23 protein-coding genes, 1 pseudogene and 1 riboswitch are annotated in these 24031 nt (G+C 67.3%); of the genes and pseudogenes, 14 read left to right on the top strand and 10 right to left on the bottom strand.

The annotated features are described in order from the left end of the window. Positions 1-108 precede the first annotated feature (108 nt). Positions 109-3294 carry an autotransporter domain-containing protein gene (locus IAE58_RS14305; RefSeq protein ID WP_199932254.1) on the bottom strand — a complete coding sequence of 1062 codons (3186 nt, stop codon included), beginning with the start codon at positions 3292-3294 and terminating at the stop codon, positions 109-111. Positions 3295-3599: 305 nt separating this feature from the next. Between IAE58_RS14305 and glyA the strand changes: the two genes are divergently transcribed. The 5 genes from glyA (at position 3600) to ribD (ending at position 7728) form a co-directional block, all read left to right on the top strand. After that, complete coding sequence (glyA, locus tag IAE58_RS14300) at positions 3600-4853, top strand: serine hydroxymethyltransferase (RefSeq protein WP_199932253.1); 1254 nt, start codon at positions 3600-3602, stop codon at positions 4851-4853. A 119-nt stretch (positions 4854-4972) separates the two neighbouring features. After that, a complete protein-coding gene (locus IAE58_RS14295; RefSeq protein WP_199932252.1) occupies positions 4973-5440 on the top strand; it encodes a hypothetical protein in 468 nt (155 codons plus the stop codon). Further along, on the top strand, positions 5433-5867 hold the full coding sequence (locus IAE58_RS14290; protein ID WP_199932251.1) for a hypothetical protein: 435 nt from the start codon (positions 5433-5435) through the stop codon (positions 5865-5867). The genes IAE58_RS14295 and IAE58_RS14290 overlap by 8 nt, the downstream gene beginning before the upstream one ends. A 95-nt stretch (positions 5868-5962) precedes the next feature. Further along, on the top strand, positions 5963-6484 hold the full coding sequence (nrdR, locus tag IAE58_RS14285) for a transcriptional regulator NrdR (RefSeq protein ID WP_108748499.1): 522 nt from the start codon (positions 5963-5965) through the stop codon (positions 6482-6484). Between the two features lie 158 nt (positions 6485-6642). Next, positions 6643-7728, top strand: coding sequence for a bifunctional diaminohydroxyphosphoribosylaminopyrimidine deaminase/5-amino-6-(5-phosphoribosylamino)uracil reductase RibD (gene ribD / locus IAE58_RS14280; protein ID WP_199932250.1), 1086 nt, complete (start codon positions 6643-6645; stop codon positions 7726-7728). Between the two features lie 32 nt (positions 7729-7760). Here ribD and IAE58_RS14275 read toward each other — a convergent pair whose 3' ends face one another. The 5 genes from IAE58_RS14275 to IAE58_RS14255 form a co-directional block, all read right to left on the bottom strand. Continuing rightward, entirely contained in the window at positions 7761-8456 is a 696-nt protein-coding gene (locus IAE58_RS14275; protein ID WP_199932249.1) for a hypothetical protein, read from the bottom strand. Between the two features lie 28 nt (positions 8457-8484). Next, the gene (locus IAE58_RS14270; protein WP_199932248.1) at positions 8485-9162 is read right to left on the bottom strand and encodes a hypothetical protein; all 678 of its coding nucleotides are present in this window, start codon (positions 9160-9162) and stop codon (positions 8485-8487) included. Positions 9163-9283: 121 nt separating this feature from the next. Beyond that, the gene (locus IAE58_RS14265) at positions 9284-9832 is read right to left on the bottom strand and encodes a hypothetical protein (RefSeq protein ID WP_199932247.1); all 549 of its coding nucleotides are present in this window, start codon (positions 9830-9832) and stop codon (positions 9284-9286) included. Between the two features lie 165 nt (positions 9833-9997). Continuing rightward, on the bottom strand, positions 9998-10879 hold the full coding sequence (locus IAE58_RS14260; protein ID WP_199932246.1) for a hypothetical protein: 882 nt from the start codon (positions 10877-10879) through the stop codon (positions 9998-10000). A gap of 102 nt (positions 10880-10981) precedes the next feature. Continuing rightward, positions 10982-11605 (bottom strand): outer membrane beta-barrel protein, encoded by a 624-nt coding sequence (locus tag IAE58_RS14255; RefSeq protein WP_199932245.1) that lies wholly within the window; start codon positions 11603-11605, stop codon positions 10982-10984. Between the two features lie 247 nt (positions 11606-11852). Further along, positions 11853-11997: riboswitch (FMN riboswitch) on the top strand. A 77-nt stretch (positions 11998-12074) separates the two neighbouring features. On the opposite strand from IAE58_RS14255, the gene IAE58_RS14250 reads away from it, so the two are divergent. The 5 genes from IAE58_RS14250 (at position 12075) to thiL (ending at position 16153) form a co-directional block, all read left to right on the top strand. Next, positions 12075-12677, top strand: coding sequence for a riboflavin synthase (locus tag IAE58_RS14250; protein WP_199932268.1), 603 nt, complete (start codon positions 12075-12077; stop codon positions 12675-12677). Next, positions 12674-13774, top strand: coding sequence for a 3,4-dihydroxy-2-butanone-4-phosphate synthase (ribB, locus tag IAE58_RS14245; protein WP_199932244.1), 1101 nt, complete (start codon positions 12674-12676; stop codon positions 13772-13774). Before IAE58_RS14250 ends, ribB begins: the two co-directional genes overlap by 4 nt. Positions 13775-13932: 158 nt before the next feature. After that, on the top strand, positions 13933-14400 hold the full coding sequence (gene ribH, locus IAE58_RS14240) for a 6,7-dimethyl-8-ribityllumazine synthase (RefSeq protein ID WP_079220615.1): 468 nt from the start codon (positions 13933-13935) through the stop codon (positions 14398-14400). Then, positions 14397-14876: a transcription antitermination factor NusB gene (gene nusB, locus IAE58_RS14235; protein WP_116862605.1), complete on the top strand. Its 480-nt coding sequence runs from the start codon at positions 14397-14399 to the stop codon at positions 14874-14876. The genes ribH and nusB overlap by 4 nt, the downstream gene beginning before the upstream one ends. A 320-nt stretch (positions 14877-15196) precedes the next feature. Continuing rightward, positions 15197-16153, top strand: a complete 957-nt coding sequence (gene thiL / locus IAE58_RS14230; RefSeq protein ID WP_199932267.1) for a thiamine-phosphate kinase — start codon at positions 15197-15199, stop codon at positions 16151-16153. A 131-nt stretch (positions 16154-16284) separates the two neighbouring features. Here the strand turns inward: thiL and IAE58_RS14225 are convergent, their stop codons facing one another. Then, positions 16285-17019: a fimbria/pilus periplasmic chaperone gene (locus tag IAE58_RS14225; RefSeq protein ID WP_199932243.1), complete on the bottom strand. Its 735-nt coding sequence runs from the start codon at positions 17017-17019 to the stop codon at positions 16285-16287. Between the two features lie 57 nt (positions 17020-17076). Next, positions 17077-17583 (bottom strand): fimbrial protein, encoded by a 507-nt coding sequence (locus IAE58_RS14220; protein WP_199932242.1) that lies wholly within the window; start codon positions 17581-17583, stop codon positions 17077-17079. Positions 17584-17755: 172 nt separating this feature from the next. Here IAE58_RS14220 and IAE58_RS20115 point away from each other — a divergent pair, with 172 nt between their 5' ends. The 4 genes and pseudogenes from IAE58_RS20115 (at position 17756) to IAE58_RS14205 (ending at position 21748) form a co-directional block, all read left to right on the top strand. Beyond that, on the top strand, positions 17756-18736 hold the full coding sequence (locus tag IAE58_RS20115; RefSeq protein ID WP_325166857.1) for a fimbrial protein: 981 nt from the start codon (positions 17756-17758) through the stop codon (positions 18734-18736). After that, positions 18733-19857, top strand: a pseudogene (locus IAE58_RS20110) (fimbria/pilus outer membrane usher protein); the annotation flags it as partial. The gene IAE58_RS20115 and the pseudogene IAE58_RS20110, both read left to right, overlap by 4 nt. Positions 19858-19912: 55 nt before the next feature. Further along, positions 19913-21223 carry a fimbria/pilus outer membrane usher protein gene (locus tag IAE58_RS20105; RefSeq protein ID WP_325166858.1) on the top strand — a complete coding sequence of 437 codons (1311 nt, stop codon included), beginning with the start codon at positions 19913-19915 and terminating at the stop codon, positions 21221-21223. Positions 21224-21250: 27 nt separating this feature from the next. Beyond that, the gene (locus IAE58_RS14205; protein WP_199932241.1) at positions 21251-21748 is read left to right on the top strand and encodes a fimbrial protein; all 498 of its coding nucleotides are present in this window, start codon (positions 21251-21253) and stop codon (positions 21746-21748) included. 103 nt (positions 21749-21851) lie between these two features. Here the strand turns inward: IAE58_RS14205 and IAE58_RS14200 are convergent, their stop codons facing one another. Both IAE58_RS14200 and IAE58_RS14195 read right to left on the bottom strand, forming a co-directional pair. After that, positions 21852-22274: a hypothetical protein gene (locus IAE58_RS14200; RefSeq protein ID WP_199932240.1), complete on the bottom strand. Its 423-nt coding sequence runs from the start codon at positions 22272-22274 to the stop codon at positions 21852-21854. 488 nt (positions 22275-22762) lie between these two features. Next, the coding region (locus IAE58_RS14195; RefSeq protein WP_200734983.1) for an FAD-linked oxidase C-terminal domain-containing protein at positions 22763-24031 on the bottom strand (1269 nt) is incomplete at its 5' end.

Below are 24031 nucleotides of genomic sequence, written 5' to 3'. Positions count from 1 at the left end.
CGAAGCCACCACCGGGGGCGGCCCCCCCCCGGGGGGTACGGAGCCCCACCCCACCAGCCCGGGGTCGGATCCTTTTCCAGCGGAAAAGGCTCCGACCCCTTTCAGCACTTAGAACGCCACCGACAGATCCAGCTGTGCGCCGACATCGCGCTGGCCATCACCGCGCTGCCCCTGCATCTGCAACGACAGACGGCTGTTGTCGGTCGGGCTGACCGCCACGCCCAGCTGGGCCAGCGCACTGCGGCGGGCCAGCGGTGCGGCGGCAATGCCGAAGTCCTGCGTACCTTCCACGAAGCGCGCCGCGACCTGCGGCAGGCGATCACCGCCGGCCACCTGCCAGCCCACGCGCGCGGTCAGTGCCGCACGGTCACGCTGGCCGCCACTGATGTCCCAGTCCGCGCGCAGCGCGGCCAGGCCGGTGCGGTAGCGGGCGGTTTGGCCATCCAGCTGCAGGGCACTGTGCCCGCCGTGTTCCTGGCTGCCTTCGCTGCGCAGGCGCACCTGGGCCAGTTCCAGTTCCGGGGTCAGTTGCAGGCGCGGACCGCCGAAGGTCCAGCCAGCACGCAGGAAGGCGCTGGTGCCGGTGGCGTCTTCGCGCGCGGCCAGGCTTTCGGACAGCGTGCTGCCCACCTGCGCGGTGCGGGTGCTGTCGGTGCGGTAGTCGGCGCGGCTGACACCCGCACGCAGGCTCAGGCCCTGCCAGCGGTACTGGCCGTACACGCCGTACTCGGTGCTGTCGGTCTCGGCGCGTGCATCGCGCTGGGCCAGGCGGCTGACCAGCTGCTGCTGGCCCGCGGCCACGCCCAGTTCCAGTGCATCGCCGAACATCCAGCCGGCACCGGCCATCAGCCCGTGCTGTGAACTGCGCAGCCCGGCGTTCTGCGCGCTGGCATCGGTACGCCGCTGGCTGCTGCTGCCGGCCACCCACGCGCGCACGCCCGGGGCGATCTGCCCGGCCATCGCCGCACCATCCAGATGGCGGTCAATGCCATCGTGCAGGAAGCGGTTCTGCAGCAGGGCGCCGCGACTGGCCGCATGGATCTCGCCGGACAGGCTGTCGAACGCGGGCACCACATCGGCCACGTCCAGGCGAACCACCGCGTCATAGACCGCGTTGCCATTGCCCAGCGCTTCCACCGCGCCGGCCACGGCCTTCTGGTTGTCGTTCACCACAACGTCCGGGAAGGCCAGTTCGATGTCCGGCATCGCGATGTCGTTGCGGGCCAGGGTCAGGTAGACGTTGCTGGCGTCGTAGTCCAGCGTCGGGCTCAGGAAGGCCAGGGTGGTGGAAACACCCGAGAAGGTACCTTGCACGCCCTGCGCCGCGCTCAGGATCGTATAACGGGTGCTCGGCGACCAGTCGCCGTTGCTGGCCAGGGCAAGCGTGTTGCCGCCCTGCAGGGTGGCCGTGCCACCGACCAGCACGCGGTCACTGCCGCCGTCGGCGCCCACATCCACCAGGTAGCGCGAGCCGTTTTCCATCAGCAGGTTGCCGGTCATCGACAGCAGGTCGTAGCTGCCGGTGGCGCCGGTCACGCCCGGGGCCAGGCTGGCATTGCTGCGGATGATCACATTGCTCAGTTCACCGGTACCGGTCAGTTCGGTGCCGGCGGCCATGTCGACCAGGCCACCGATGCTGCCGCGCACTTCCATGGCACCGGCCTGCACGCGGGTGGTGCCGGTAAAGCCACTGCTGTCGCCCAGCAGGGTCAGCAGGCCCGCGTCCAGCTTGACCACATCGCCGGCGCCGGACAGCACATTGGCGAACACGGTATGTCCGTTGCGCTGCAGCTTCAGCGTCGCGCCCGAGGCCACGTCCAACGAACCGCGGATCGCGCCGTTGCCGGCCAGCACCAGCGTGCCCTGTTCCACCAGGGTGCCGCCGTTGTAGCGGTTGTCGGCGTAGCTGGTCAGGGTGCCGCTGCCGATCTTGCGCAGCGTGCCGGCACCGGTCAGGGTGCCGCTGAACAGTGCATCGACCTGGTCGGTGTCCAGCGTAGCAATGCCGTTCAACTGCATGTCCACGTTGCTGGTGAAGGCGGTGTTGGTGAAGTGCAGGGTGCCGTCGTCGATCAGCACGCTGGCGCTGCCGCCGCCACGGTAGATCTGCCCGCCGGCAAGGTTCAGCGTGCCCTGCGGGCCAACGGTGAGCGAACCGCTGCTGCCGCTGGCGCCGCCCAAGCCCAGCACGCCGGCAACGTTCAGAACCGCACCGTCGCTCACCTGCACCGCGCCGGTGCCGAAGTTGCCGATGGTCAGGCGGCCGATGCTGGCCGAACTGCCTGCGTCGGCCATGCGGAAGGTGCCGTCGCCCAGCGTGTTTTCGCCCACGCCCACATCGCCGGCGGTCAGCTGCGCGCCGTCCAGCACGTTCAGTTCGGCCACGCCGTTCTGGCCCACGGCAATGTAGCCGGTGCTGGCGTGCGTGCCGGCGCCGCGCAGTTCCAGCACGGCATCGGAAACGCCGGGGGTGTGGCGCTGCTGGGCCAGCTGGGTGCTGCCCAGCACGGTCAGCGTCGCGCCGTCTTCAACCACCATGCGGCCGGTGCCGGTCAAGCCGATCAGCAGGTCGCTGTTGTTCAACCAGCTGGAACCGCTGCCGGTTACCAGTGCTTCGCCGTGGGCCACGGCGGCGTAGCTGCCCAGGCGCGCCACGCCGGTCTCGAAGCTGCCGCCGGCGCGTACGTTTACCGTGCCCGTGCCCTGCGCGCCCACGTGGATCAGATCGGTGGCAAAGCGCGAACCGGCATCGGCCACGGTCAGTACGCCGGTGCTGCCCAGTTCAGAGGCCACCCAGGTGCCCTGTGCGTTGTCCACTTCACCACCGGCCAGCACGTCCAGCGTGCCGTTGCCGAAGTGGCCCACGCCAATGCTGTTGTTGCCGATCCACTTCGATCCGGCACCGGTCACGGTCACCTTGCCGGTGGAGCCGGCCTGGGTGGCGATGAAGATGGCCGTGCTCTCCAGGATGCCGCCATCGTGGATCAGCAGTTCGCCGCTGCTGGCGTGGCCGACGTCGATCCGCCACGACACAGCGTTGGGTACATCCACCACGACCGGGATCGGGCTGTCGATGTACGCGTAGTTTTCAACGGTCAGCTGCGGGGTGCCGTTGGTCCAGCCGCCCGGCGCGAACCAGGCGCCGTCCAGTACCGAGGGATCGCGCTCGGTGATGACCGTGGCCTGCGCGGCCGCCTGGCCGCTCATGGCCAGGCCCACGGCCAGCGCCAGCAGCGAGGTGCAGGCCGCCCGGCGGCGGGTGGAAGCAGTGGTGCGACGAACAGCCAGCGTCATTGCCGGCGAAGCCTGGTACGAATGGATCACGCGTGATTTCCCCTGTTTGGACAGGGCGTATCGGCCGCAGATCGGCAGTCTTTAGGTTACTGAATGAAAAAACATGAAATAGCAAGGAAGCCGGTCACGCTTCCTGGAATTGGGTGGCCAGGCCGCGCGAAGCGCCCACGGGGCTGCCGGCACGCAGCAGGGCCAGCACATCATGCCATGTACGCGGCGCCAAGCCCCGTTGGCCGCGGTCGCCGCCGCCCCCCGGCGCGCTTACAATTACGGGCCCGCTGTCCCCCTACTGCCTGGAGTGACCGATGTTCCCGCGTGACGTCCGCATCGAAACCTACGATCCCGAACTGGCCAAGGCCATCGCCGCCGAAACCCAGCGCCAGGAAGACCACGTCGAGCTGATCGCCAGCGAGAACTACACCAGCCCGGCGGTGATGGAAGCCCAGGGCAGCCAGCTGACCAACAAGTACGCCGAAGGCTACCCGGGCAAGCGCTACTACGGTGGCTGCGAGTACGTGGATATCGCCGAGCAGCTGGCGATCGACCGCCTGAAGCAGCTGTTTGGCGCCGACTATGCCAACGTGCAGCCGCACAGCGGCTCGCAGGCCAACCAGGCCGTGTACTTCGCCCTGCTGCAGCCGGGTGACACCATCCTGGGCATGAGCCTGGCCCACGGCGGGCACCTGACCCACGGTGCCAAGGTCAATGCCTCGGGCAAGCTGTTCAATGCCGTGCAGTACGGCGTGAACTACCAGGGCCTGATCGACTACGACGAAGTCGAGCGCCTGGCCCTGGAGCACAAGCCGAAGATGGTCGTGGCCGGTTTCTCCGCCTACTCGCAGGTGATCGACTGGGCGCGCTTCCGCGCCATCGCCGACAAGGTCGGTGCCTACCTGTTCGTGGACATGGCCCACGTGGCCGGCCTGGTCGCCGCCGGCGTGTACCCCAGCCCGCTGGAACACGCGCACGTAGTCACCTCCACCACCCACAAGACTCTGCGCGGCCCGCGCGGCGGCATCATCGTGGCCAAGGGTGCTGACGAAGACCTGGTCAAGAAGCTGCAGTCGATCGTGTTCCCGGGCATCCAGGGCGGCCCGCTGATGCACGTGATCGCCGGCAAGGCCGTGGCCTTCAAGGAAGCGCTCGAGCCGGGCTTCAAGGCCTACCAGCAGCAGGTGGTGAAGAACGCCCAGGCGATGGCCACCACGCTCATCGCGCGTGGCTACAAGATTGTTTCCGGCGGCACCCAGAACCACCTGATGCTGGTCGACATGATCGGCAAGGACGTGTCCGGCAAGGACGCGGAAGCCGCGCTGGGCAAGGCCCACATCACCGTGAACAAGAACTCGGTGCCGAACGATCCGCGTTCGCCGTTCGTGACCTCGGGCCTGCGCCTGGGCACCCCGGCGGTCACCACCCGCGGGTATGTCGAACAGGACTGCGTGGACCTGGCCAACTGGATCGCCGACGTGCTCGACGCTCCGGCCGATGAAGCCGTCATCGCCCGCGTGCGCGATGCCGTCAGCGCGCAGTGCCGCAAGTACCCGGTCTACGGCTGATTGATGCCGGGGTCAGAGCCCTTTCCTGACGGAAAGGGATCCGACCCCGCCAGCCGACCCAGGGGTCGGATCCCTTTCCGAAGGAAAGGGCTCTGACCCCGCCAGCAGGAATCCCGCGCATGGACGAGCGCCGTCTCAAACGCATCTACATCGCCCTGGCGGTGCTGTTCGGCCTGCCCAGCCTGCTGCTGGGCGCGGTCGGCGCCTTCATCGCCGCCATGATGGGCGTGTTCGCCTTCATCCGCGTCGATGCAGACAGCCTGCGCTTCGGCAGCGGCCTGCTGCTGTGGGGGCTGGCCGGGCTGTCGGGCCTGCTGGCCTGGGTGATGCTCAGTACATTCTGGCTGCGCGAGGGCTTCGCTGGCCTGCGCGCGGCCTGGTCGGGCTGGTGGTGGCAGCTGGCCCTGGGCATGCTGGCCACGCTGCCGATGCTGGTGCTGGCACTGACTTATTTCTCCGAACTGGGCCTGACGGTACTGAACAGCCTGTTCGCCGGTCCCTCGTTGCTGGTGCCCGCCACCGTGCTGTTCTGGCTGCGCTGGCTGGGCCCGGCATCGTCCGCCGCACAGGGCCGCGACCATGCATGAGCGCACGCATCGGCGCATCTACATCGCGCATGGCCTGCTGTTCGGGCTGCCCGCGCTGCTGGCCGGCGGCCTGGTGGCGGGCTTCGGGGTCTATACCTTCCTCACCCGCAGCGCCTTCATGCGTGGCGACGAGGGCACCGTGCTGTTCCTGTGGTCGGCCGCTGGCCTGGCGGGCCTGGTCGGCTGGCTGTGGCTGAGCGTGTGCTACCTGCGGCAGGGTCGCGCGGCATTGCGGCACACCCGCGCGCTGCCGTGGATCGGGCTGGTGCTGGGCGGGCTGGCCGCGCTGGGCGTGGTGGGCTACATCGGTTTTGCCTGGGCCACCGGCAGCCCCTGGCAGGTGCTGGGCTATCTGGTGCTGGGGCCGCCGCTGCTGGTGCCCGTAGCGCATCTGCTATGGCTGCGGCATGCCCCGAACACGGTGTGACGTGGACAACTATTTGCCGCCCAAGGGCTTCTCAGGTACCGTTGCGACGCTGCCATGACCGTGGCAGCTCGTTCGTCCCCTGAGCCAGGCGTTCCATGCATTGCCCCTTCTGCCAACATGCCGATACCCGGGTCATCGACTCGCGCGTCTCTGAAGACGGCGCGACGATCCGTCGTCGGCGTGAGTGCGAGGCCTGCAACGAGCGCTTCAGCACGCTGGAAACCGTCGAGCTGAAGCTGCCGGCCATCGTCAAGAGCGACGGCACGCGCGAGGCGTTCGACCAGCGCAAGGTACGCGCCGGCTTCGACCGCGCGCTGCAGAAGCGCGCGGTGCCGGAAGAAAAGATCGAAGCGGCGGTGCGCGCGGTGGTGCATCAGCTGCGCATCAGTGGCGAACGCGAAGTGCCCTCGATCAAGGTGGGCGAGTTCGTGATGAACGAACTGCGCAAGCTCGATCATGTCGGCTATGTGCGGTTTGCTTCGGTGTACCGCAGTTTCGAAGACGTGGCCGATTTCCGCGAGGAGATCGAGAAGCTGGAGCGCGACCTGCCGTCCAGCACCGAACAGCTGCAGCTGCTGGGCGATGTGATCGCCCTGACCAAGAAGAAGAAAGGCTGACCGCCACCGCCATGGTAGGTGCCAACCTTGGTTGGCACTGAGGCGCCCATCCACGCATGGCGTGGATCTACTGGCTTGGTGGGTGCCAACCTTGGTTGGCACCGAGGCGTCCATCCACGCATGGCATGTATCCACACCGGCGGCGTTACCATGGCGCCATGACCACCCCGTTCTCCGCCCTCGACCACCTGCACATGGCCAACGCGCTGCGTCTGGCCGAGCGTGCCGCCTACACCACCCGCCCCAACCCCATGGTCGGCTGCGTGATCGCCCACGGCGAGCGCGTGGTCGGGCAGGGCTGGCACCAGCGTGCCGGCGGCCCGCACGCCGAAGTGTTTGCGCTGCGCGAAGCGGGCGACGAGGCGCGTGGCGCTACCGCCTACGTCACCCTGGAACCCTGCGCACACTACGGCCGCACGCCCCCGTGTGCGCTGGCACTGATCGAAGCCGGCGTATCGCGCGTAGTCGCTGCCATGCGCGATCCGTTCCCGCAGGTCGATGGCGGTGGCTTCGATCTGCTGCGCGCGGCGGGCATTGACGTCGCCGAAGGTCTGATGGCCGCGCAGGCGCGCGAATTGAACAAGGGCTTCTTGTCGCGGGTGGAGCGCAGCCGCCCGTGGCTGCGGGTGAAGCTGGCCGCCAGCCTGGATGGCCGCACCGCGATGGCCGATGGAACGTCGAAGTGGATCACCGGCGCGGCCGCACGCGAAGACGTGCAGCACTGGCGCGCACGCGCGGGCGCCATCCTGACCGGTGCCGACACCGTGCTGGCCGACGACCCGATGCTGACCGTGCGCCTGGCCGACACCGAGGTGCTGCCGCCACTGCGCGTGGTGCTGGATTCGCGCCTGCGCTCGCTGGAATGCAGCCGCGTGCGCGAGGGTGGGGCGCCAACGTTGTACCTGCACGACGCGGCGGTGAGCGCGCCGGACGCGGCCGATGCCGAGTTCGCCAGCGTGCCCAGCGTGGATGGGCGGTTGGACCTGGGCGCAGTGCTGGCGCTGCTGGCCGCGCGCGGCATCAACGAAGTGCATACCGAAGCCGGTGCCACCCTGGCCGGTGCGCTGCTGCGCGGCGGCTGGGTAGATGAGCTGCTGCTGTACCAGGCGCCAACGCTGCTGGGCGACAACGGTCGACCGCTGCTTGCCGGCCTGGGCATCGACGCGATGGAGCAGCAGCGTCGCTTGCGTGTGGTCGATCAGCGCCAGGTGGGCCTGGACGTGCGGTTGCTGCTGCGCGCGTGATGCCGTGACATCCATCCACGCATGGCGTGGATCTACTCGTCGTCTTCAAGCAGCGCCATCGGCACCGTCGATTGCAGTACCTGCCTGAGCGAAAGCATGGTCATTCCATCGGGGAAGTAGCCGGTGGCATCAGAGCCAGAGATCGATGCGCTGCCGGTGTATGTGTGTGAGGGCGCGCTCCTCAGCGCTTCGATCACCAGGCGCATGGCCTGTGCGTCATCGCCACGTATCTGTTGGCGGACGACAGGGTCGGCAAGCATGCCGCTGCCCAGGTCCCACGCAGGCACCTGGCAACTGAAGCTGACGCTGACTTCGTTACTGGCAGCGAGAGCGTCGCGACCAGTGGCGCGGCAGCGGCTGCGCGCATACGTTGCCGCCATCAGTTCACCATACTCGGCTGCAAGCGAAGCAGGGATGTTCCGGCTGGGTGCCTCTCTGCTGACAAGTTCAACGATGTCCGGCACCATGCTGGCCAGCTGGGAAATCATCTCGTCCGACAGGAATGCGTCCGCAGGCCTTGCCGCACGAAGCGCGTTGGCAGCCTGGGCGTCGCTTTCCAGTGCCGTCCGCGCGTACAGATCGAACGCCTGCTCAGGACTCAGCCGATCATCAGGGGGGCTTGAACGGTGGCAGAAACGGACAGCAGCAAGGCAACGCGTCGCAGCAGCATTGTGGAATCCAGCAAGGGCAGAGAGGACAGCTTGGTTCAGGCTTGGCTGCGTTTCCATGCAATTTTTCCTAAAAAGCCTGCAGCGATCAGTCGATCTCACAACGTCCCAATGCGCCTGCTCCATCCTCGCCAGCGTCCCATGCATCCAGGGGTATCAACCCCGTAAGCAGGGCCCTGGACAACTGTCGGGCGCGCGTGGCATCCGTCGATTCGTGGCCGCCCTGATGCCAGCCAGTTACATGCACGCAGTGCACGCTACCGGGCGCTTCGCGAAGGATGGTGGTCCAGCGGCTGAAGAGCGTGTCGCTTCGTGCCTGAGCGTCGCGTTGCTCTGCGTTGCGAAGTGCCAGGTAGCTCACGCGCAGAGCGGACACGTCGGGATAGCTGCATTCCAGTGCGAACATCCCCATCTCCGGTGAGCCCAGGGGCAAATAGCTTCGGGCTTCGCACTGAACCGTGGGCAGCCGCCCGCGCAGTGCCTGGGCAAACGCTTCGCCGATAGCCGCGGAGGGGGCGGGAAATGCCTGCCTTCCAAGCCACGCAGGAACATCGTCAATGACGGGCTGCCAATCGATGCGTCCGCTGGGCACCCAGCCCGGTCCCAACGCCTCAAGCGATGCCTTTGCAGCGCCGTCATCCTGCAGGTAGACGCGCGCCTGCAGGGTGTATCCAACCTCCGGATCCGGCATCGGTGCAAGATCCTTTGCAGTGCTGGCGTCTGCAAAGGGTGCCGCCAGCAACAGGGCGAGGATGGGGATAAGCATGGTGCGGTCCAATCTGGCGAAGTGACCACGAAGCTTCACCAATGCCGTTGGTGGGTGTCCATGCAACTTGTTCGAACTGGCGTGTGTCGACCAGCGCCGCAGCTGCAGCCAGCGGCCGTCGTTACTCGGGCAGCAGCAGGCGCTCCACCCACACGTGCAGCGGGGGCAGATCCTGCGGTATCCAGAGATCGCTGTCGCTGTTGCGTGCCAGGATCACCTGATGGGTCTGTGCGCGGCTGGGCGCGTGCTGCAGGCGGGTGATGGCCGCGCGCACATCCGACAGCGCATCGTGCTCGCTATCTGCACTGGCCGGCGCAGCATCGCCCGGCGCGGACAGATCGGGCATCTGGCAGGTGTAATCAACAATGGCGATCTGCAGGCCGTCGTTGTCCCGGCGCTCGCTGCCCGTGCTGCGGCAACGGGTCTGCTGCAGCGCCAGCGCGATCTGCCGTGACAGCTCGCGACCCAACCGGGTGCGCGCGTCGTCAGCTGGCGCATCGCCCAGCACCACCCGGTCCACTGCATCTTCCCAGCGTTCGCTGCGCAGCGGCGCGCCGGTCAGCTCCGAGACCTGCGCGGCGGCGTCTGCATCGCCCTCCAGCATGAAGCGCGCGAACAGGTCAAAGCTCTGTTCCGCCGTGGGAAGCGCAGACTGGGCGGACGCAGACAAAGCCATGAACAACAGGGCAAGTGGCAGGCGTGGCAACGGGCAGACTACGTGACGGGAAAACATCGGGCGCGGCATCAGTCCGCATCGCCGGGCAGGTGTTCGTTCCATTCGAAAATGGGGGCCAGCAGTTTGGCCGCCAGCCCCCAGCCGCTCAGCGCAAACACGTCAGGCGCATTCGTCGGTCCACATCATTTCAGCTACCGGACGCAGTGCCTTGCATTCCTGCGTCATTGCCTCGGCCGACTGCACCTGCGCCTTGGCCTTCAGTTCCTCGGCCATGGCATCCACGCCGCTGATCTGGTCCGGGGCGATCTTCGCCACGCAGCTGCGGTGCTGCTGCAGCAGCAGGTCGCAGCCCGGAACGCCGGTCACCTTCGGTGCATCGGCAGCGGCGGCGTCCTGCATCCATTGGTCGAACGGTGCCAGCGCGCCCACCACCGGGCCGATCAGATCGTCGAAGTTGGCGCTGTACCAGAACGCGCCGTCCTTGGCGGTGTAAAGCTTCAGGCTGCCGGTGATCGGCTGGCGCGGGCCGCTCTGCAGGGCCTGGGTGTAGGCCTGGGTGAAGCGGATGCGTGTGGCCGGCGTGCCTTCGGCCAGGCTTTCGGCGAACAGCGGGCGCACGCCAGACAGATCCACCGCCTGGCAGCGGAACTGCACCGTGGCGATCTTCTGGTCATCCACGTATTCGTTGTCTTCCACCTGGCTGCCGGTGGCGCGGCACTGCGAACCGTGCAGCGCCTTGGCGTACATCGCCTCGGCGGCGGCCGGGTCGGCCTTGGCGCCGGCGCCGGCCAGCACCACCTGCCACGGTTCGGCCAGGGCCTTGGCCAGCGCACCGGCCGGCGGGCTCAGCGCGTCTTCGCCGTTGAAGGCCGGCTTCAGCGCTTCGTTCAAGCGGGCGGTGGCCGCCGTGTCATCTTCCAGCAGGGCGCGCGCGTACAGATCGAAGGTCTGTTCGGGGGTCAGTGCGGCCGGGGCGGCGCCGGCCAGCAACGGGGCACCGATCAGCGCAGTGGCCATCAAAGTGCGAAGGGGGGTCTTCATGACGGATTTCCTGTTCCAGAGGCGCGCAAGCCTAGCCCATCCGCATGAAAAAAAACGGGCCCCTTGCGGGGCCCGTTCGATCACACGACGAGGATCGAGCAATCAGAAGCTGGCGCGCACGCCGGCGGAGAACTGGGTGACGTCGCGGTAACCGGCCACTTCGCCCACCAGACCCCAGGTCTTGGTGAAGTTGATCTGACCGCCGACCGAGCCGACCCAGGTGCCTTCGAATTCATTGCCACCGTCCATGTAACCGGCCTTGATCCAGGCTTCGGTCATGCGCGACGGCTTGCCACGCAGGCCCATGGTGGCGCGCACCAGGTTGGTGTGGTCCTTGCTGGTCAGGCGGCCGAAGTCCACGTCCTTCACGGTCAGCTCGGCCTGCTGGCGCACCCAGGCGATATCGGCGGTGTAATCCACGCGGTCGCTGAAGGGCATGTGGTAGCCGATGCCCAGCTCCGGCTGGTTCAGTTCCAGCTTGAAGGTGCCGTAGGTGTAATCGTAGGACTTGCTGGCGTAGTTCCAGGCGCCGAACACGTGCACCTGCTCGGCCAGCGCGATCGAACCGCGCAGGTAGCCGCCGTCGACCTTCGGATCGTTCAGGTCGTCGTCGCTGGTCTTGAACTGGGTCCAGCCACCTTCAACGTAGGTGTAGCTCAGGGCTTCGGCCTGGGCCGACAGCGGGGCAGCGGCCAGCAGGGCGGCCAGGATCAGGATCTTGCGCATGGAGGTTCCTGTATGAATTTCAGTCCATTGGCGGGATACCGTCGTGGCAGCCCGTGGCGACGTCATGTCGTCCGAACCGGGAGTTTAATGAAAAATTTACAGATTGCGAGCGACGCCCGTCACAGCTGGGGGCGGCGAGTGGGGCCCCCGTGGGGTCAGAGCCCATTGCTGCGCAATGGGATCCGACCCCAGGGGAACCCCGTTCAGCCTGGGCTGGTACACTACGCGGGCCGGCTCGCCGGTACACAAACGTCTTCAGGGCGGGGTGCGATTCCCCACCGGCGGTAGGTGCGCAAGCACGAGCCCGCGAGCGCCCCGGCCCACGGCCGGGGGTCAGCAGATCCGGTCCAATACCGGAGCCGACGGTATAGTCCGGATGAAAGAAGACGGTGCCACAGGGCCTTTGCGGCCCTGCGCCCGCCTGTTTGCCTTGCGGCGTTTTTCGCTCACTTTTCGCGGAGAACGTTTCTTGTTTACTGGAATCATCGAAGGCGTCGGCCGTCTGGCTGCACGCGAATCCATCGGCGGCGATGTCCGCTTTACTTTCAACGTCGGGAATCTGCCGTTCGACAACGTGCAGATGGGCGAGAGCATCGCCATCAACGGCGTCTGCCTCACCGTCATCGCATTCGACGGCAGCAGCTTCCAGGCCGACGCGTCCACCGAGACCCTGGGCCTGACCACGCTCGGCCAGTTGGCCAAAGGCGCGGTCATCAACCTCGAACGCGCCATGCGCCCGACCGACCGTCTTGGTGGTCATCTGGTCAGCGGCCACGTCGATGGCCTCGGTCAGGTGCTGTCCATCCACGAAGATGCGCGCGCCCAGCGCTGGCGTTTCGCGGCACCGGCCGCGCTGCGCCGCTACATCGCCAAGAAGGGTTCGATCTGCGTGGATGGCGTCAGCCTCACCGTCAACGAAGTGGACGACGAAGGCTTTGAAGTCGCCCTCATTCCGCACACCGTGGCCAACACCGCGTTCTCCGCCACGGGCGTGGGCAGTGCGGTGAACCTGGAAATCGATCTGGTCGCTCGGTATGTCGAGCGGCTGTTGGGTGAAGGAGCCCGCGCATGAACTTCGCCTCCATCCCCGAGATCCTGGAAGACATCCGCCAGGGCCGCATGGTCGTCATCGTCGATGACGAAGACCGCGAAAACGAAGGCGACCTGATCATGGCCGCCGAGCTGGTCAAGCCGTCGGACATCAACTTCATGGTCACCCACGGCCGTGGCCTGGTGTGCCTGCCGCTTACCCGCACCCGCGCCGCCGATCTCGGCCTGGCGCCGATGGTGCAGGCCAATACCGCGCAGTTCCAGACCAATTTCACCGTCAGCATCGAGGCGGCCGAAGGCGTGACCACGGGCATTTCCGCCCATGACCGCGCCCACACCATCCGCACCGCGGTGAAGCCGAACGCCAAGCCGGCTGACCTGCACCAGCCGGGCCACATCTTCCCGCTGATCGCCCAGCCGGGCGGCGTGCTGACCCGCGCCGGCCACACCGAAGCCGGCGTCGACCTGGCCATGCTGGCCGGGCTGGAACCGGCTGGCGTGCTGGTGGAAATCCTCAACCCCGACGGCAGCATGGCGCGCCGCCCGGAGCTGGAAGTGTTCGCGCGCGAGCACGGCCTGAAGATGGGCTCCATCGCCGACCTGATCGCCTACCGCTTGGCCACCGAAAAGACCGTCGAGCGCGTGGACGAGCGCGACATCGACACCGAATTCGGCCCGTTCAAACTGGTCACCTACCGCGACCGCATCGCCCACGACCTGCATTTCGCCCTGGTCCGTGGCACCCCGGCGGCCGACACCCCGACCCTGGTGCGGGTACAGGTGGAAAACCCGCTGGCCGACCTGCTGCACTGGCGCCGCGATGATTTCGGCGTGGCCGCCACCGATGCCCTGCGCGCGATTGCCGCCGAAGGGGCGGGCGTGATGGTGGTGCTGTCGGCCCCGCGCGACGGCGAGGCCCTGTTGGCCCGCCTGCGCCAGCAGCCGGCGCCGGTGGTGCCGGGCAAGGACAAGGACGTGGGCCAGTGGCGCCGCAACGGTGCCGGCTCGCAGATCCTGTCCGACCTGGGCCTGGGCAAACTACGCGTGCTGGGCACCCCCCGCCGCCAGGTGGGCCTGGCCGGCTACGGCCTGGAAGTGGTGGAGACGGTGACCCTGTAATCGTCGCCCGATGGGGCCGGATCCCGCACCGCGGGCTCCGACCCCGGTAGCGCCGGGCCATGCCCGGCGGCCATCCCCCCGGCCCCCTGGCAGGTGCCGACCGTTGGTCGGCACACCATGCGGTAGAATCACCCCCTTATCGAACCCCCAAGCCGCATATGAGCCACTACGAAGGCGATCTTCGCACCCCCGAGTCGGCGCGCTTTGCCATCCTGGCCAGCCGCTGGAACGCCCGCATCACCGATACCCTGGTTGCTGGCGCCCGCCAGAGCCTGGCCGGCAACGGCATTGCCGAAGCCAACATCGACGTGATCCGCGTGCCGGGTGCCTGGGAACTGCCGCTGGTCGCCGCGCGCCTGGCCGCCGCCCATGAACATGCCGCCATCCTCACCCTGGGCTGCGTCATCCGTGGCGACACCCGCCACTACGAACACGTGGCCGACCGCTGCGCCGAAGGCCTGATGCGCGTGCAGCTGGATTTCGGCGTGCCGGTGCTCAATGGCGTGCTGGCCGTGGAACGCGCCGAGGATGCCGAGGCCCGCGCCGGTGGCAGCCATGGCAACAAGGGTGAAGAAGTCGCAATCGCTGCATTGGAAATGGTCAACCTGCTGGAGCAACTGCCATGAACAAGAACACCCAGGGCAAGCCCTCCGGTAAACCCGTCCGCCGTGATGGCATCGACCCGGTGCTGCGCTCGCGCGCCCGCCGTCGTGCCGTGCAGGCGCTGTACGCCTGGCAGATCTCCGGCGGCAACGCACAGTCGCTGATCGCCCAGTTCGCCCACGAGCAGGCCCGCGAAATCGCCGATCTGGCCTATTTCGAAGCCCTGGTGCATGGCGTGCTGGACAACCGCCGCGACATCGACGAAGCCCTCGGCCCGTACCTGGACCGTGGCATCGAAGAAGTGGACGCCATCGAACGCGCCGTGCTGCGCCTGGCCGGCTACGAGCTGCGCTACCGCCTGGACGTGCCGTACCGCGTGGTCATCAACGAAGCCATCGAATCGGCCAAGCGTTTCGGCTCCGAGCATGGCCACACCTACGTCAACGGCGTGCTGGATCGTGCCGCCGTCGAATGGCGCAAGGTCGAATCGGGTCACTGACCCGATTCTGCTTCTGGTGGGTGCCAACCTTGGTTGGCATGGCTGGGAACCTGCTTTGGACTTCGAACGGCGCGGGAACCTGCTCTGGACTTCGAACGGCGCGGGAACCTGCTTTGGTAGAGTCGACTGTTAGTCGACTGCTTTTCGATCAGCAGTCGTGGTGTCGGACGGGAAAACAGTCGACTAACAGTCGACTCTACCCCATCGGTTCCGCCCCATCGGTTCCGCCGCGTCGGTTCCACCCCGCCGGTTCATCTCGTCGGCATCATCCGCCCGCGCCCGCCGCCCATCCATGCAACCCGCCGGAGCGCCCCATGTCCCTGGCCGAATTCGCCCTCATCGACCGCATCCGCGCCCGCACCAGCGAGCGTGACGACATCCTGCTCGGCATCGGCGACGACGCCGCGCTGCTGCAGCCGCGTGCGAATGAACAACTGGTGGTCACCGCCGATACGCTCAACAGTGGCGTGCATTTCCCGGCGGAAACCCCGGCCTATGACATCGGCTGGAAGACCCTGGCGGTCAACCTGTCCGATCTGGCCGCGATGGGCGCACGCCCGGCGTGGTGCACGCTGGCGCTCTCGCTGCCGGACACCAGCGAAGACTGGATCGACGCTTTTGCCGAAGGCTTCTTCGCCCTCGCTGACCAGCACGACATCGCGCTGATCGGTGGCGATACCACGCGCGGCCCGCTGTCGCTGACCGTGACCGCGATGGGCCAGGTCGGCCGCGGCCAGGCCCTGCGCCGCGACCGCGCGCAGGTTGGCGACGATGTATGGGTGAGCGGCACGATTGGTGATGCCGCCGGTGCGTTGAAGCTGTGGCAGCAGGGCGCGCTGGACGTGGCCACGGCCACCCTGCTGGGTGACTACGAAACCCTGCGCCTGCGCCTGCTGCGTCCCACCCCGCGCGTCACCCTCGGCCTGCGCCTGCGTGCCTTCGCGCATGCTGCCGTGGATCTGTCCGATGGCCTGGTGGCTGACCTGGGCCACATCGCGGCACGCAGTGGCGTGGCCGCGCAGATCGATGCCGACGTGCTGCCGATCTCGCCGGAACTGCGTGGCCTGCTGGGCCGCGACGGTGCCCGCGAGTGCGCGCTGCGCGGTGGTGATGATTACGAACTGTGTTTCACCGCCGCCGCCGACCAGCGCGACGCGCTGCTGTACCTGTCCGAATCGCTGGATGTGCCGCTGACCCGCGTCGGCCGCATCACCGAAGGGCAGGGCGTACAGGTGGATGGTGAAGCCGCCAGCGGCGGTTACCAGCACTTCGCCTGACAGAGGGGCGCGCCGGGCAGGCCCGGCGCCACCACGTTGCCTGGGTAGATGCCAACCTTGGTTGGCACGCGCGCATCCGTGTCGACCAAGGTTGACACCTACCAGAGCGGTGTGTGACCGCCCCAGTCACCTCACTGCACGACAGCAGCTTCCGCATCGCGCGCGGTGCCGTGGTCATCCAACCATTGGAACCTCACTGTAACGGGCAACGCGCTGTCCTTCGGCAGCAGGAACTCGGCCTGTGCACCGGGCGCGATCATGTCCACCTCCACCGCGTTTCCATCGGGCAGGGTCACGCTGCTCAAGGTCACGTGGTAGGCACTCGGGTTGTGCACCTGCAGTGCACCACCGTGCGCACGCCATTGCAGCAGGCCGGCCGCATCGCGTGGTTGGCCAGACAGGCCCGCCGGGCGGTGGAACAGCTTCACCCGCGTGCGCACCGCGAACTGCAGCAGGTTGCGCGTGCCGGCATCGGTCGGCTTGGGCGGAATGTCCAGCAGGTTGAAGTAGAACACCGACTCCCGGTCGCTGGGCAGGACGCCGTCCGCGGGACGTGGCGCATACGTGATGCGGTAAGCCTGCCCTTGGTGCGGCTGGAGCAGGCGCGGTTCGGCCGGGGTCAGCCGGAACGGCGTGCGCACGTCTTCGGGACGCGCATGGCCATCGCCTGCATCGATCCAGACCTGCACCAGCGCGGGCTGCGTGCCCACATTGTTGGCGGACACCGTGACATCGCGGCCCTTGCCGGCATCGTGGATGATACGCGTGCCCTGCAGCGTGACTGCCGCCGACGCGGGCGGCGCCGGTGCGGCGGCCAGCGCTGCTGTCAGCACTGCAGCAGGCACGCCAAGTGAGCGGAAAGACATGGTTCACCTCATCCCAGAGTGGGCGTTCCATCCGTGGATCGCCCATGAAAAGCGCCGTTACCTGTAGAGCACGACGAAGTCGCCGGATGCGTTGGCGATGCCCGCCTCTGCATCCTGGGCCGGTGAGGCATACCAAGCGCTGTAATTCAGCTGACCGCTGCCGCCCGCGGCGATGGTCACCCACTGCACCGGGTCCTCGCCGATTTTCTGGTGGTTGCCGGCCGCGTCGTACAGGGCAACGCCCACGTTGCGGGCGGTGGAAGCGGCGGTCAGGCCAAGGTTGCCAGTGCTGCCATGCGGCAGCCCGCCGAAGCGGACGCTGACGTCCTGCGCAGCGCCCGAGCCGGTGCAGTCCAGCTGGATCGAGAAGTTCTTCTGGCCGGCACGCGTATCGGCATTGACCGAGGCCAGATCGACCTTGCCCATCGGCACGGTGATGGTGCCACCGGCTGAATTGACGGCACAGGTACTGGTGACCAGTTCACCGGTGACCTCCAGTTTCTCGGCAAAGGCGGACGGTGCTGCGCACAGCAGCAGGGGCAGTATCACCAAGCGGAAATTCATGGGTTGCTTCCATCATTGATCAAGGGAGCGCAGTATCATGCGCCGCCATTCGCTGGGGAATGCAACAAATTGCAATAGTCTGCGTCCGCCCTGAATCTGCAACTTGTTGCATGTTCGCCCCATTACCAGCCACCTAGAATCGCCGCCCTGATGATCCCAGGCAGGTGCAGCTGTGCGCGCTCCCACTCCCATTTTTTCTGGCCGGCTGCTGCTGCCGGCGCTGCTGCTCTATGCCGGCAGCGTAGAGGCGGCCTGCCAGCGCAACGGCACCCGTGACGGGACGCTGGACCTGGCACTCACCATGCCCAACATCGACCGACCCGACACGCGCTTCTCCGGTAGTGCAAGTACGGCCGCCGAGGCATTCAACTGCACGCTGGGTACAGAGACTTTGTCGATCCAGATGCCGGCGGCTGGGCTCACCTATGTACGTGACATCGTCTATGAGGCAAGAACCTACCCTGCCTACCAGACCAGTCCGCGCAGCCCACTGCTGATCTTCAACCACACCATTGGCGAGCTGACAGGTGGCAACTACGAGCGTACGCCGTTGCGCGCCGGTGAAGTCACCCGGTCACAGTTCGTCCCAACCACGCAGGGGCTGTTTGATTCAGCCATCAATGTCTACGTCTTCTTCCGTGGTGGCGCGATGGAAAGCATTCCTGCCACGTCGCTGGGGACGCTCGAGGTGTGGTCGCAAAGCGATGCCAGCAACCGCGTGCGGCATACCGTCTCGGTGCAGCTGACGGTGCCCGTGCTGACCTGCACGCTGTCGGCGGCCAGTCACACGCTGGACGACGTGTCGGCCAATGCATTGGCCAGCGCCGGAGACACTGCAAGGGAGTCGGCGTTCGGCGTTTCGATGAACTGCCCGAGCGCCAACGTCGATGTCGATCTTTCCGTGGCCGACGCCAACGCTGCCGGTGGCACCAACGGCGTGCTTGCGCTGGCGGCGGGCAGCACGGCGGGCGGCGTGCAGATCCAGCTGCTGCAGGCGGGCGCGCCCGTGCAGTTCGGAAACACCTGGAACCATGGTTTCTCGCTGAAAGGCGTACAGGCCATTCCCTTCACGGCGCGCTACCTGCGCATGCCGTCGGCCTTGGTGCCTGGCACGGTGAAGGGCGAAGCTGTGCTGACGGCCACCTACCGATGAGGCCTTCGCTAGGTCTGCTGAGCGTGGCGGTTGCGCTTGCGCTCCCCGCGCGCGCAACGGGCGCGCCTGCACTGGAGTTCAGCGAGGGCTTCCTGATCGGTGGCGAGGCCATTGATCTGTCGCGCTACACACAGGGCCACCCGGTGCCCGCGGGCATCTACGCAGTCGATCTGCATCTGAACGACCGTTTCGTTGCCGCACGCGATATCACCTTCGTGACATCTGACGACGCTGCGGTGGCGCGCCCATGCCTGCCGGCGAGCCTGGTGGCGGGGCTGGGCCTGAAACCGGCGTATCTGGCAGCACTGCCTGCCGACGATGCCTGTGTGGATCTGCCCGCGCTGGTGGACGGTGCAACCGTGGCCTTCGACAGCAGCACCCTGCAGCTGTCGATCACCGTGCCGCAGGCCGCACAGGCCACGGCGGTGCGTGGCTACGTAGCGCCGGAGCTGCGCGACCGTGGCATCAACGCGGCCTTCGTCGATTACAGCGCCAACCATTTCCGCAGCGCTGGCCGCGACAGCAGCTACCTGGGCGTACGTGCGGGGGTGAACCTGGGCGACTGGCGCCTGCGCCACCGCGCCACCTTCAACCGCAGCACGCATGAAGGCAGCCGCCACGACGTCATCAGCAGCCACGCCCCGCGTGACCTTCCCGCATGGAACAGCCAGCTGTTGCTCGGCCAGTCCAACACCGGGGGCGAGTTGTTCGACAGCGTTGCCTTCACCGGCGTGCGTGTGGCGACCGACGAGCGCATGCTGCCCGACTCGCTGCGCGGGTATGCACCGGTGGTCAGGGGCCTCGCCGAAGGCAATGCCGTGGTGACCATCCGCCAGAACGGCGGAGTAATCCACGAAAGCAACGTGGCACCGGGGCCGTTCCAGATCGACGACCTGTACCCGACCAGCTTCGGCGGCGATCTGGAAGTCACCGTGCAGGAAGCCGACGGCCGCAGCCAGCGCTTCAACGTGAACTTCTCCGCCGTGCCACAGGCCCTGCGTGCAGGCACGCATCGCTTCAGTGCTACGGTCGGTGCGCTGCGCGCGCAGGACGGGGTGTTCGCGCCGCTGCGCTTTGCCGAAGGCACCTACGTGCGGGGCATCAACAACCGGCTGACCCTGCTCGGCGGCAGCCAGCTGGGCGAGCGCTACGCCGCCGTGTTGGGGGGGCGCGGCCATCAACACCACGTTCGGTGCGTTCGGCGCGGACGTCACCCATGCGCGCGCACGCCTGCCGGGTGCCGGTGTGGCCCGTGGCAACAGCTACCGGCTGAACTACCAGCGCTACTTTGCGGCCAGTGGTACCCACATTGGTCTGGCGGCCTACCGCTACAGCACCGAGGGCTTCCATACACTGGCCGACGCCGCGAGGCTGCGCGACGATGCCTGGGTGCCAGCAGGGCGTGCGCGGCAGCGCTACCAGTTCAATCTGTCGCAGCGGCTGGGTGCGCGCAGCAACCTGTACCTCAGCGGCGGCCATGTTGCGTACTGGGATCGCAGCGAGCGCCAGAATGATGTGCAGCTGGGCTTCCAGAGCGCCTGGGGCCAAGTGAACTATGGGGTTTCGGCATTGCGCTACCGGCTGGGCGACGGCCGCCTGGACACGCGCTACGCGCTTACCCTCAGCGTGCCGCTGGGCCAGAGCGCTGCTGCGCCACGCTTGAACAGCCAGCTGAGCCGCTCAGGCACGGGCGACATGCAGCGCCAGGTAGGTGTGAGCGGAACCGCCGGCGAACACCAGGCGCTCAGCTACAGCCTCTCCTCCACCAGCGCAACTGCGAGCCACAGCAGCACCGATGCGTTTGCCAGCTACCGCGGCCGGCATGGCACCGTTGATATGGGCTACAGCCAGACTGGCAACCGACACAGCCAGTCGCTGGGGCTGTCGGGCAGTGTGGTGGCCCATGCCGGTGGTGTGCAGCTGGGCCTACCCGTGGGCGAGGGCTTCGCGCTGGTGCAGGCCAAGGGGGCGGCCAATGCCCGCGTCGGCAGTGGCGGCGACGTGCGCATTGCTGGCAACGGCTATGCGGTGCTTCCGCACGTCAGCCCTTACCGCTGGAACCAGATCGAACTGGATCCCTCCGGGTTGCCGGTGGAGGTGGAGCTGCTGCAGACCTCGCAGCGCGTTGCGCCCACGGCCGGCAGCATCGTGCGCGTGGCCTTCGAGGTGCGCCGCGAACGTACGCTGTACATCGATGCCACCGATGCACTGGGCCAGCCGTTGCCATTCGCGGCGCGTGTGGAAGACGCACAGGGCCAGCACAGGGGGGCCGTGGGCCAGGGCAGTGTCATCGCGCTGCGCGGTGCGCAGGCCGAAGGTGTGCTGGTGGTCGACCCCGAAGGCCCGCAGCGCTGCCGGCTGGTCTACCAGTTACCCGACGCACCCGATGTCTATGGGCTGTCGTGGACCCAGGCCATCTGCCTGTCCGATCCACCGCTGCCTCCTGGCCTGCAGGTCCGCACTTCGCTGCAGCCTGCGTCCCCTTGATCCATCCGCTTTGAAAAGGAACCTGACATGCCCAAGTCCCTGCTTCCCCTGTTGCTGCTTGTGCTGCCCGCCAGTGCGTTGGCCGATACGGCGACGCTCACTGTCAGCGGTACGGTGCTGCCTGGCACCTGCACCATGACCGCCACGGACATCACCCTCGATCCGGTGAAGGCCGATGAAATGGCCGTCGCCACGCCGGTCAACCTCAAGGCAGGCGCGTTGAACTTCGCCGGCTGCGTGGGCGTGGTCCGGGCCCGTCTATCGTTCGACGGTACCGAGGCCGATGGCGATGCCCAGCGCTGGAAGAACACGGCCACGACCACGCCGGCCACGGGTGTTTCAATCGCGCTGCTGTCCGGCACCACCGGTACCAATTACCTTAAGAAGGGTGATGCCCAGACGGTTGCCGTGACCGGTGCAACGGCCAGCTATGCCCTGCGCGCGGGCTACTACATCGGGTCGAATGCTGGCATCAACGCCGGCAACATCTCCACTGAGATCGTGGTGACTGCCGCCTACGATTGAAGGCATGCACGCACTACGCGCGCAGTAGAGCCAAGCCACGCGTGGCTGCGTTCCGCTCGGGCTCAGATCCCGTTGCACCGCAAAGGGATCTGACCCCGAAACCTCACGCTGCGCGCAGCTGCACATCCACGTACTCGGCCAACGCGCGACAGGCAAACAGAATGCCTTCGCGTGCGCAGTCACCCACCTGCTCGTCTTCATCACCATCCACGCGCGTGCGTTCGATGGCGTGCAGCATTTCCAGCAGGAAGGTCTGCCCGGCATTGGCGCGGTCGATGCGGGCCAGCGCCATGCTCTGGCCGGGCGTGTGGCCATCGTTCGGCCACGGCAGGCCATTGGCGGCTTCCACCTGGCGGATGCGCCGCAGGCAGTTCAACACGGTGATGCTTTCGGGCGTGCGTTCGGGGGCGTTGGCGGCATCAGTGGCGGCCAGCGTGCTTTCCAGCGTGCGCGCCAGATCATCGGGCAGGCGCGCGGCGGCTTCGCCCAGGGTGGCGAACAGGAAGGGGTACTTGGTCGTGGTCATCTCGGCGTCCTTGTGCATGAAGCAGGACGCCACCCGCGCGCGAAGGCGAGGGTGGCGGACGGTGCGTGGTTGCAATACCGGTGGTAACACTGCAAAACGCCGGCGGGCACGAGGCCCCCACGCACCGACCGCCATGAAGGCGCGGACGGATTGCCAGCCGGCGCCGCGCACAGGGGATGCACGACGCCGGCAGGCAAGCGTAAACAACAGTGTTACCAAACGGGATTGCAAGCCCGTGCCACCCGTTGTCGGTGGCATGTCCATGATTGGCCGCAAGCGCCCACAGCCCAATGAGAAAAGTTGGAAAGGTAGAAGAATTACGAATGCTTGCAGCGGCGCGGCGGGGGTTGCATGAACGCGCAGATCGCGACAAGCGCGCAATCGCTCTGGTAGGTGCCAACCTTGGTTGGCACGCTGTGGCAGGTGTCATGGGGCCTGGAGCGGGCGCGCTGTCGTGCGTGCCAACCAAGGTTGGCAGCTACCAGCAACTACAGCGCCGGCAGCACCTTGCCCGGGTTGAGGATGCCGTCCGGATCGAGCGCGGCCTTGATCGCGCGCATCGTCGCCAGCGTGGCCGGGGTGAACGCCTGCGCCATGAAATCACGCTTGGCCAGGCCGATGCCGTGCTCGCCGGACAACGTGCCACCCAGCGCCAGCGTCAGTTCGAAGATCTTCGGCAGCGCGGCATGCGCACGCGCGTTTTCGTCGGCGTCTTCGGGGTGGTAGAGGATGTTGACGTGCAGGTTGCCGTTGCCGGCATGGCCGAAGGTGACGATGGTCAGCGTGTACTCACGCGCCAGCGCCTGCACACCGGCCACCAGATCGGGAATGCGCGACACCGGCACCACCACGTCTTCGTTGATCTTGCCCGGCGCAACGCTGCGCAATGCAGGCGACAGCGCCTTGCGCGCGGCCCACAGCTGGTCGCGGGCGCGGCCTTCCATCGCCACGTCCAGTTCGATCATGCCGTCGCCCTCGGCGGCGCTGGCCAGCGCCTGCAGCAGGTAGGGCAGGGTGTCATGGTCGCCGTCGGCTTCGACCAGCAGCATCGCGCCGGCCTCGGGCACGTCGGCACCGTTCAAGCGCAGCAGCTGCAGGCTGCGCGCATCCATGAATTCCAGGCGCGTGGGCACCACCGGTTGCGACATCAACCGCGATACCGCGGCGGCTGCGGCATCGGCATCGCGGTACAGCACGCGCAGGCCGGCCTGGCTGACCGGCAGCGGGGTCAGCTTGAGGGTGGCTTCCACGATCAGTGCGAGCGTGCCCTCGCTGCCCACCAGCAGGTGGGTCAGGTCGTAGCCGGTGGCGTCCTTGGTGTAGGCGCCGCCGCAGCGGATGACTTCGCCGGTACCGGTGACCGCCACCAGTCCCAGCACGTTGTCGCGGCTGGTGCCGTACTTCACCGCGCGCGGGCCGCCGGCATTGCAGGCCAGGTTGCCGCCGATGCTGCAGATCTCCGCGCTGGACGGGTCCGGTGCCCAGAACAGGCCGTGCGGTGCCAGCGCCTGCTGCAGCGTGCCGTTCAATACGCCCGGCTGCACCACCGCGCAGCGGTCGCCGGCGCGGATCTCGACAATGCGGTCCATGCGGGTGAACGACAGCACGATGCTGCCCGGCTGCGGTACCGCCGCGCCGGTGGTGCCGGTGCCGGCGCCACGCGCGACCAGGGCCACGCCGTGCGTGCGGCAGGCGCGCACCAGCGCCTGCACCTGTTCGATGTCGGCCGGCAGCGCCACGGCTTCCGGGCGCTGCCG

It is taken from the genome of Stenotrophomonas sp. S49, from assembly GCF_016624905.1.
Taxonomy (GTDB): domain Bacteria; phylum Pseudomonadota; class Gammaproteobacteria; order Xanthomonadales; family Xanthomonadaceae; genus Stenotrophomonas.
The sequence above is the reverse complement of the archived record's forward strand: the minus strand, read 5'-3'. Positions and strand labels throughout refer to the sequence as shown.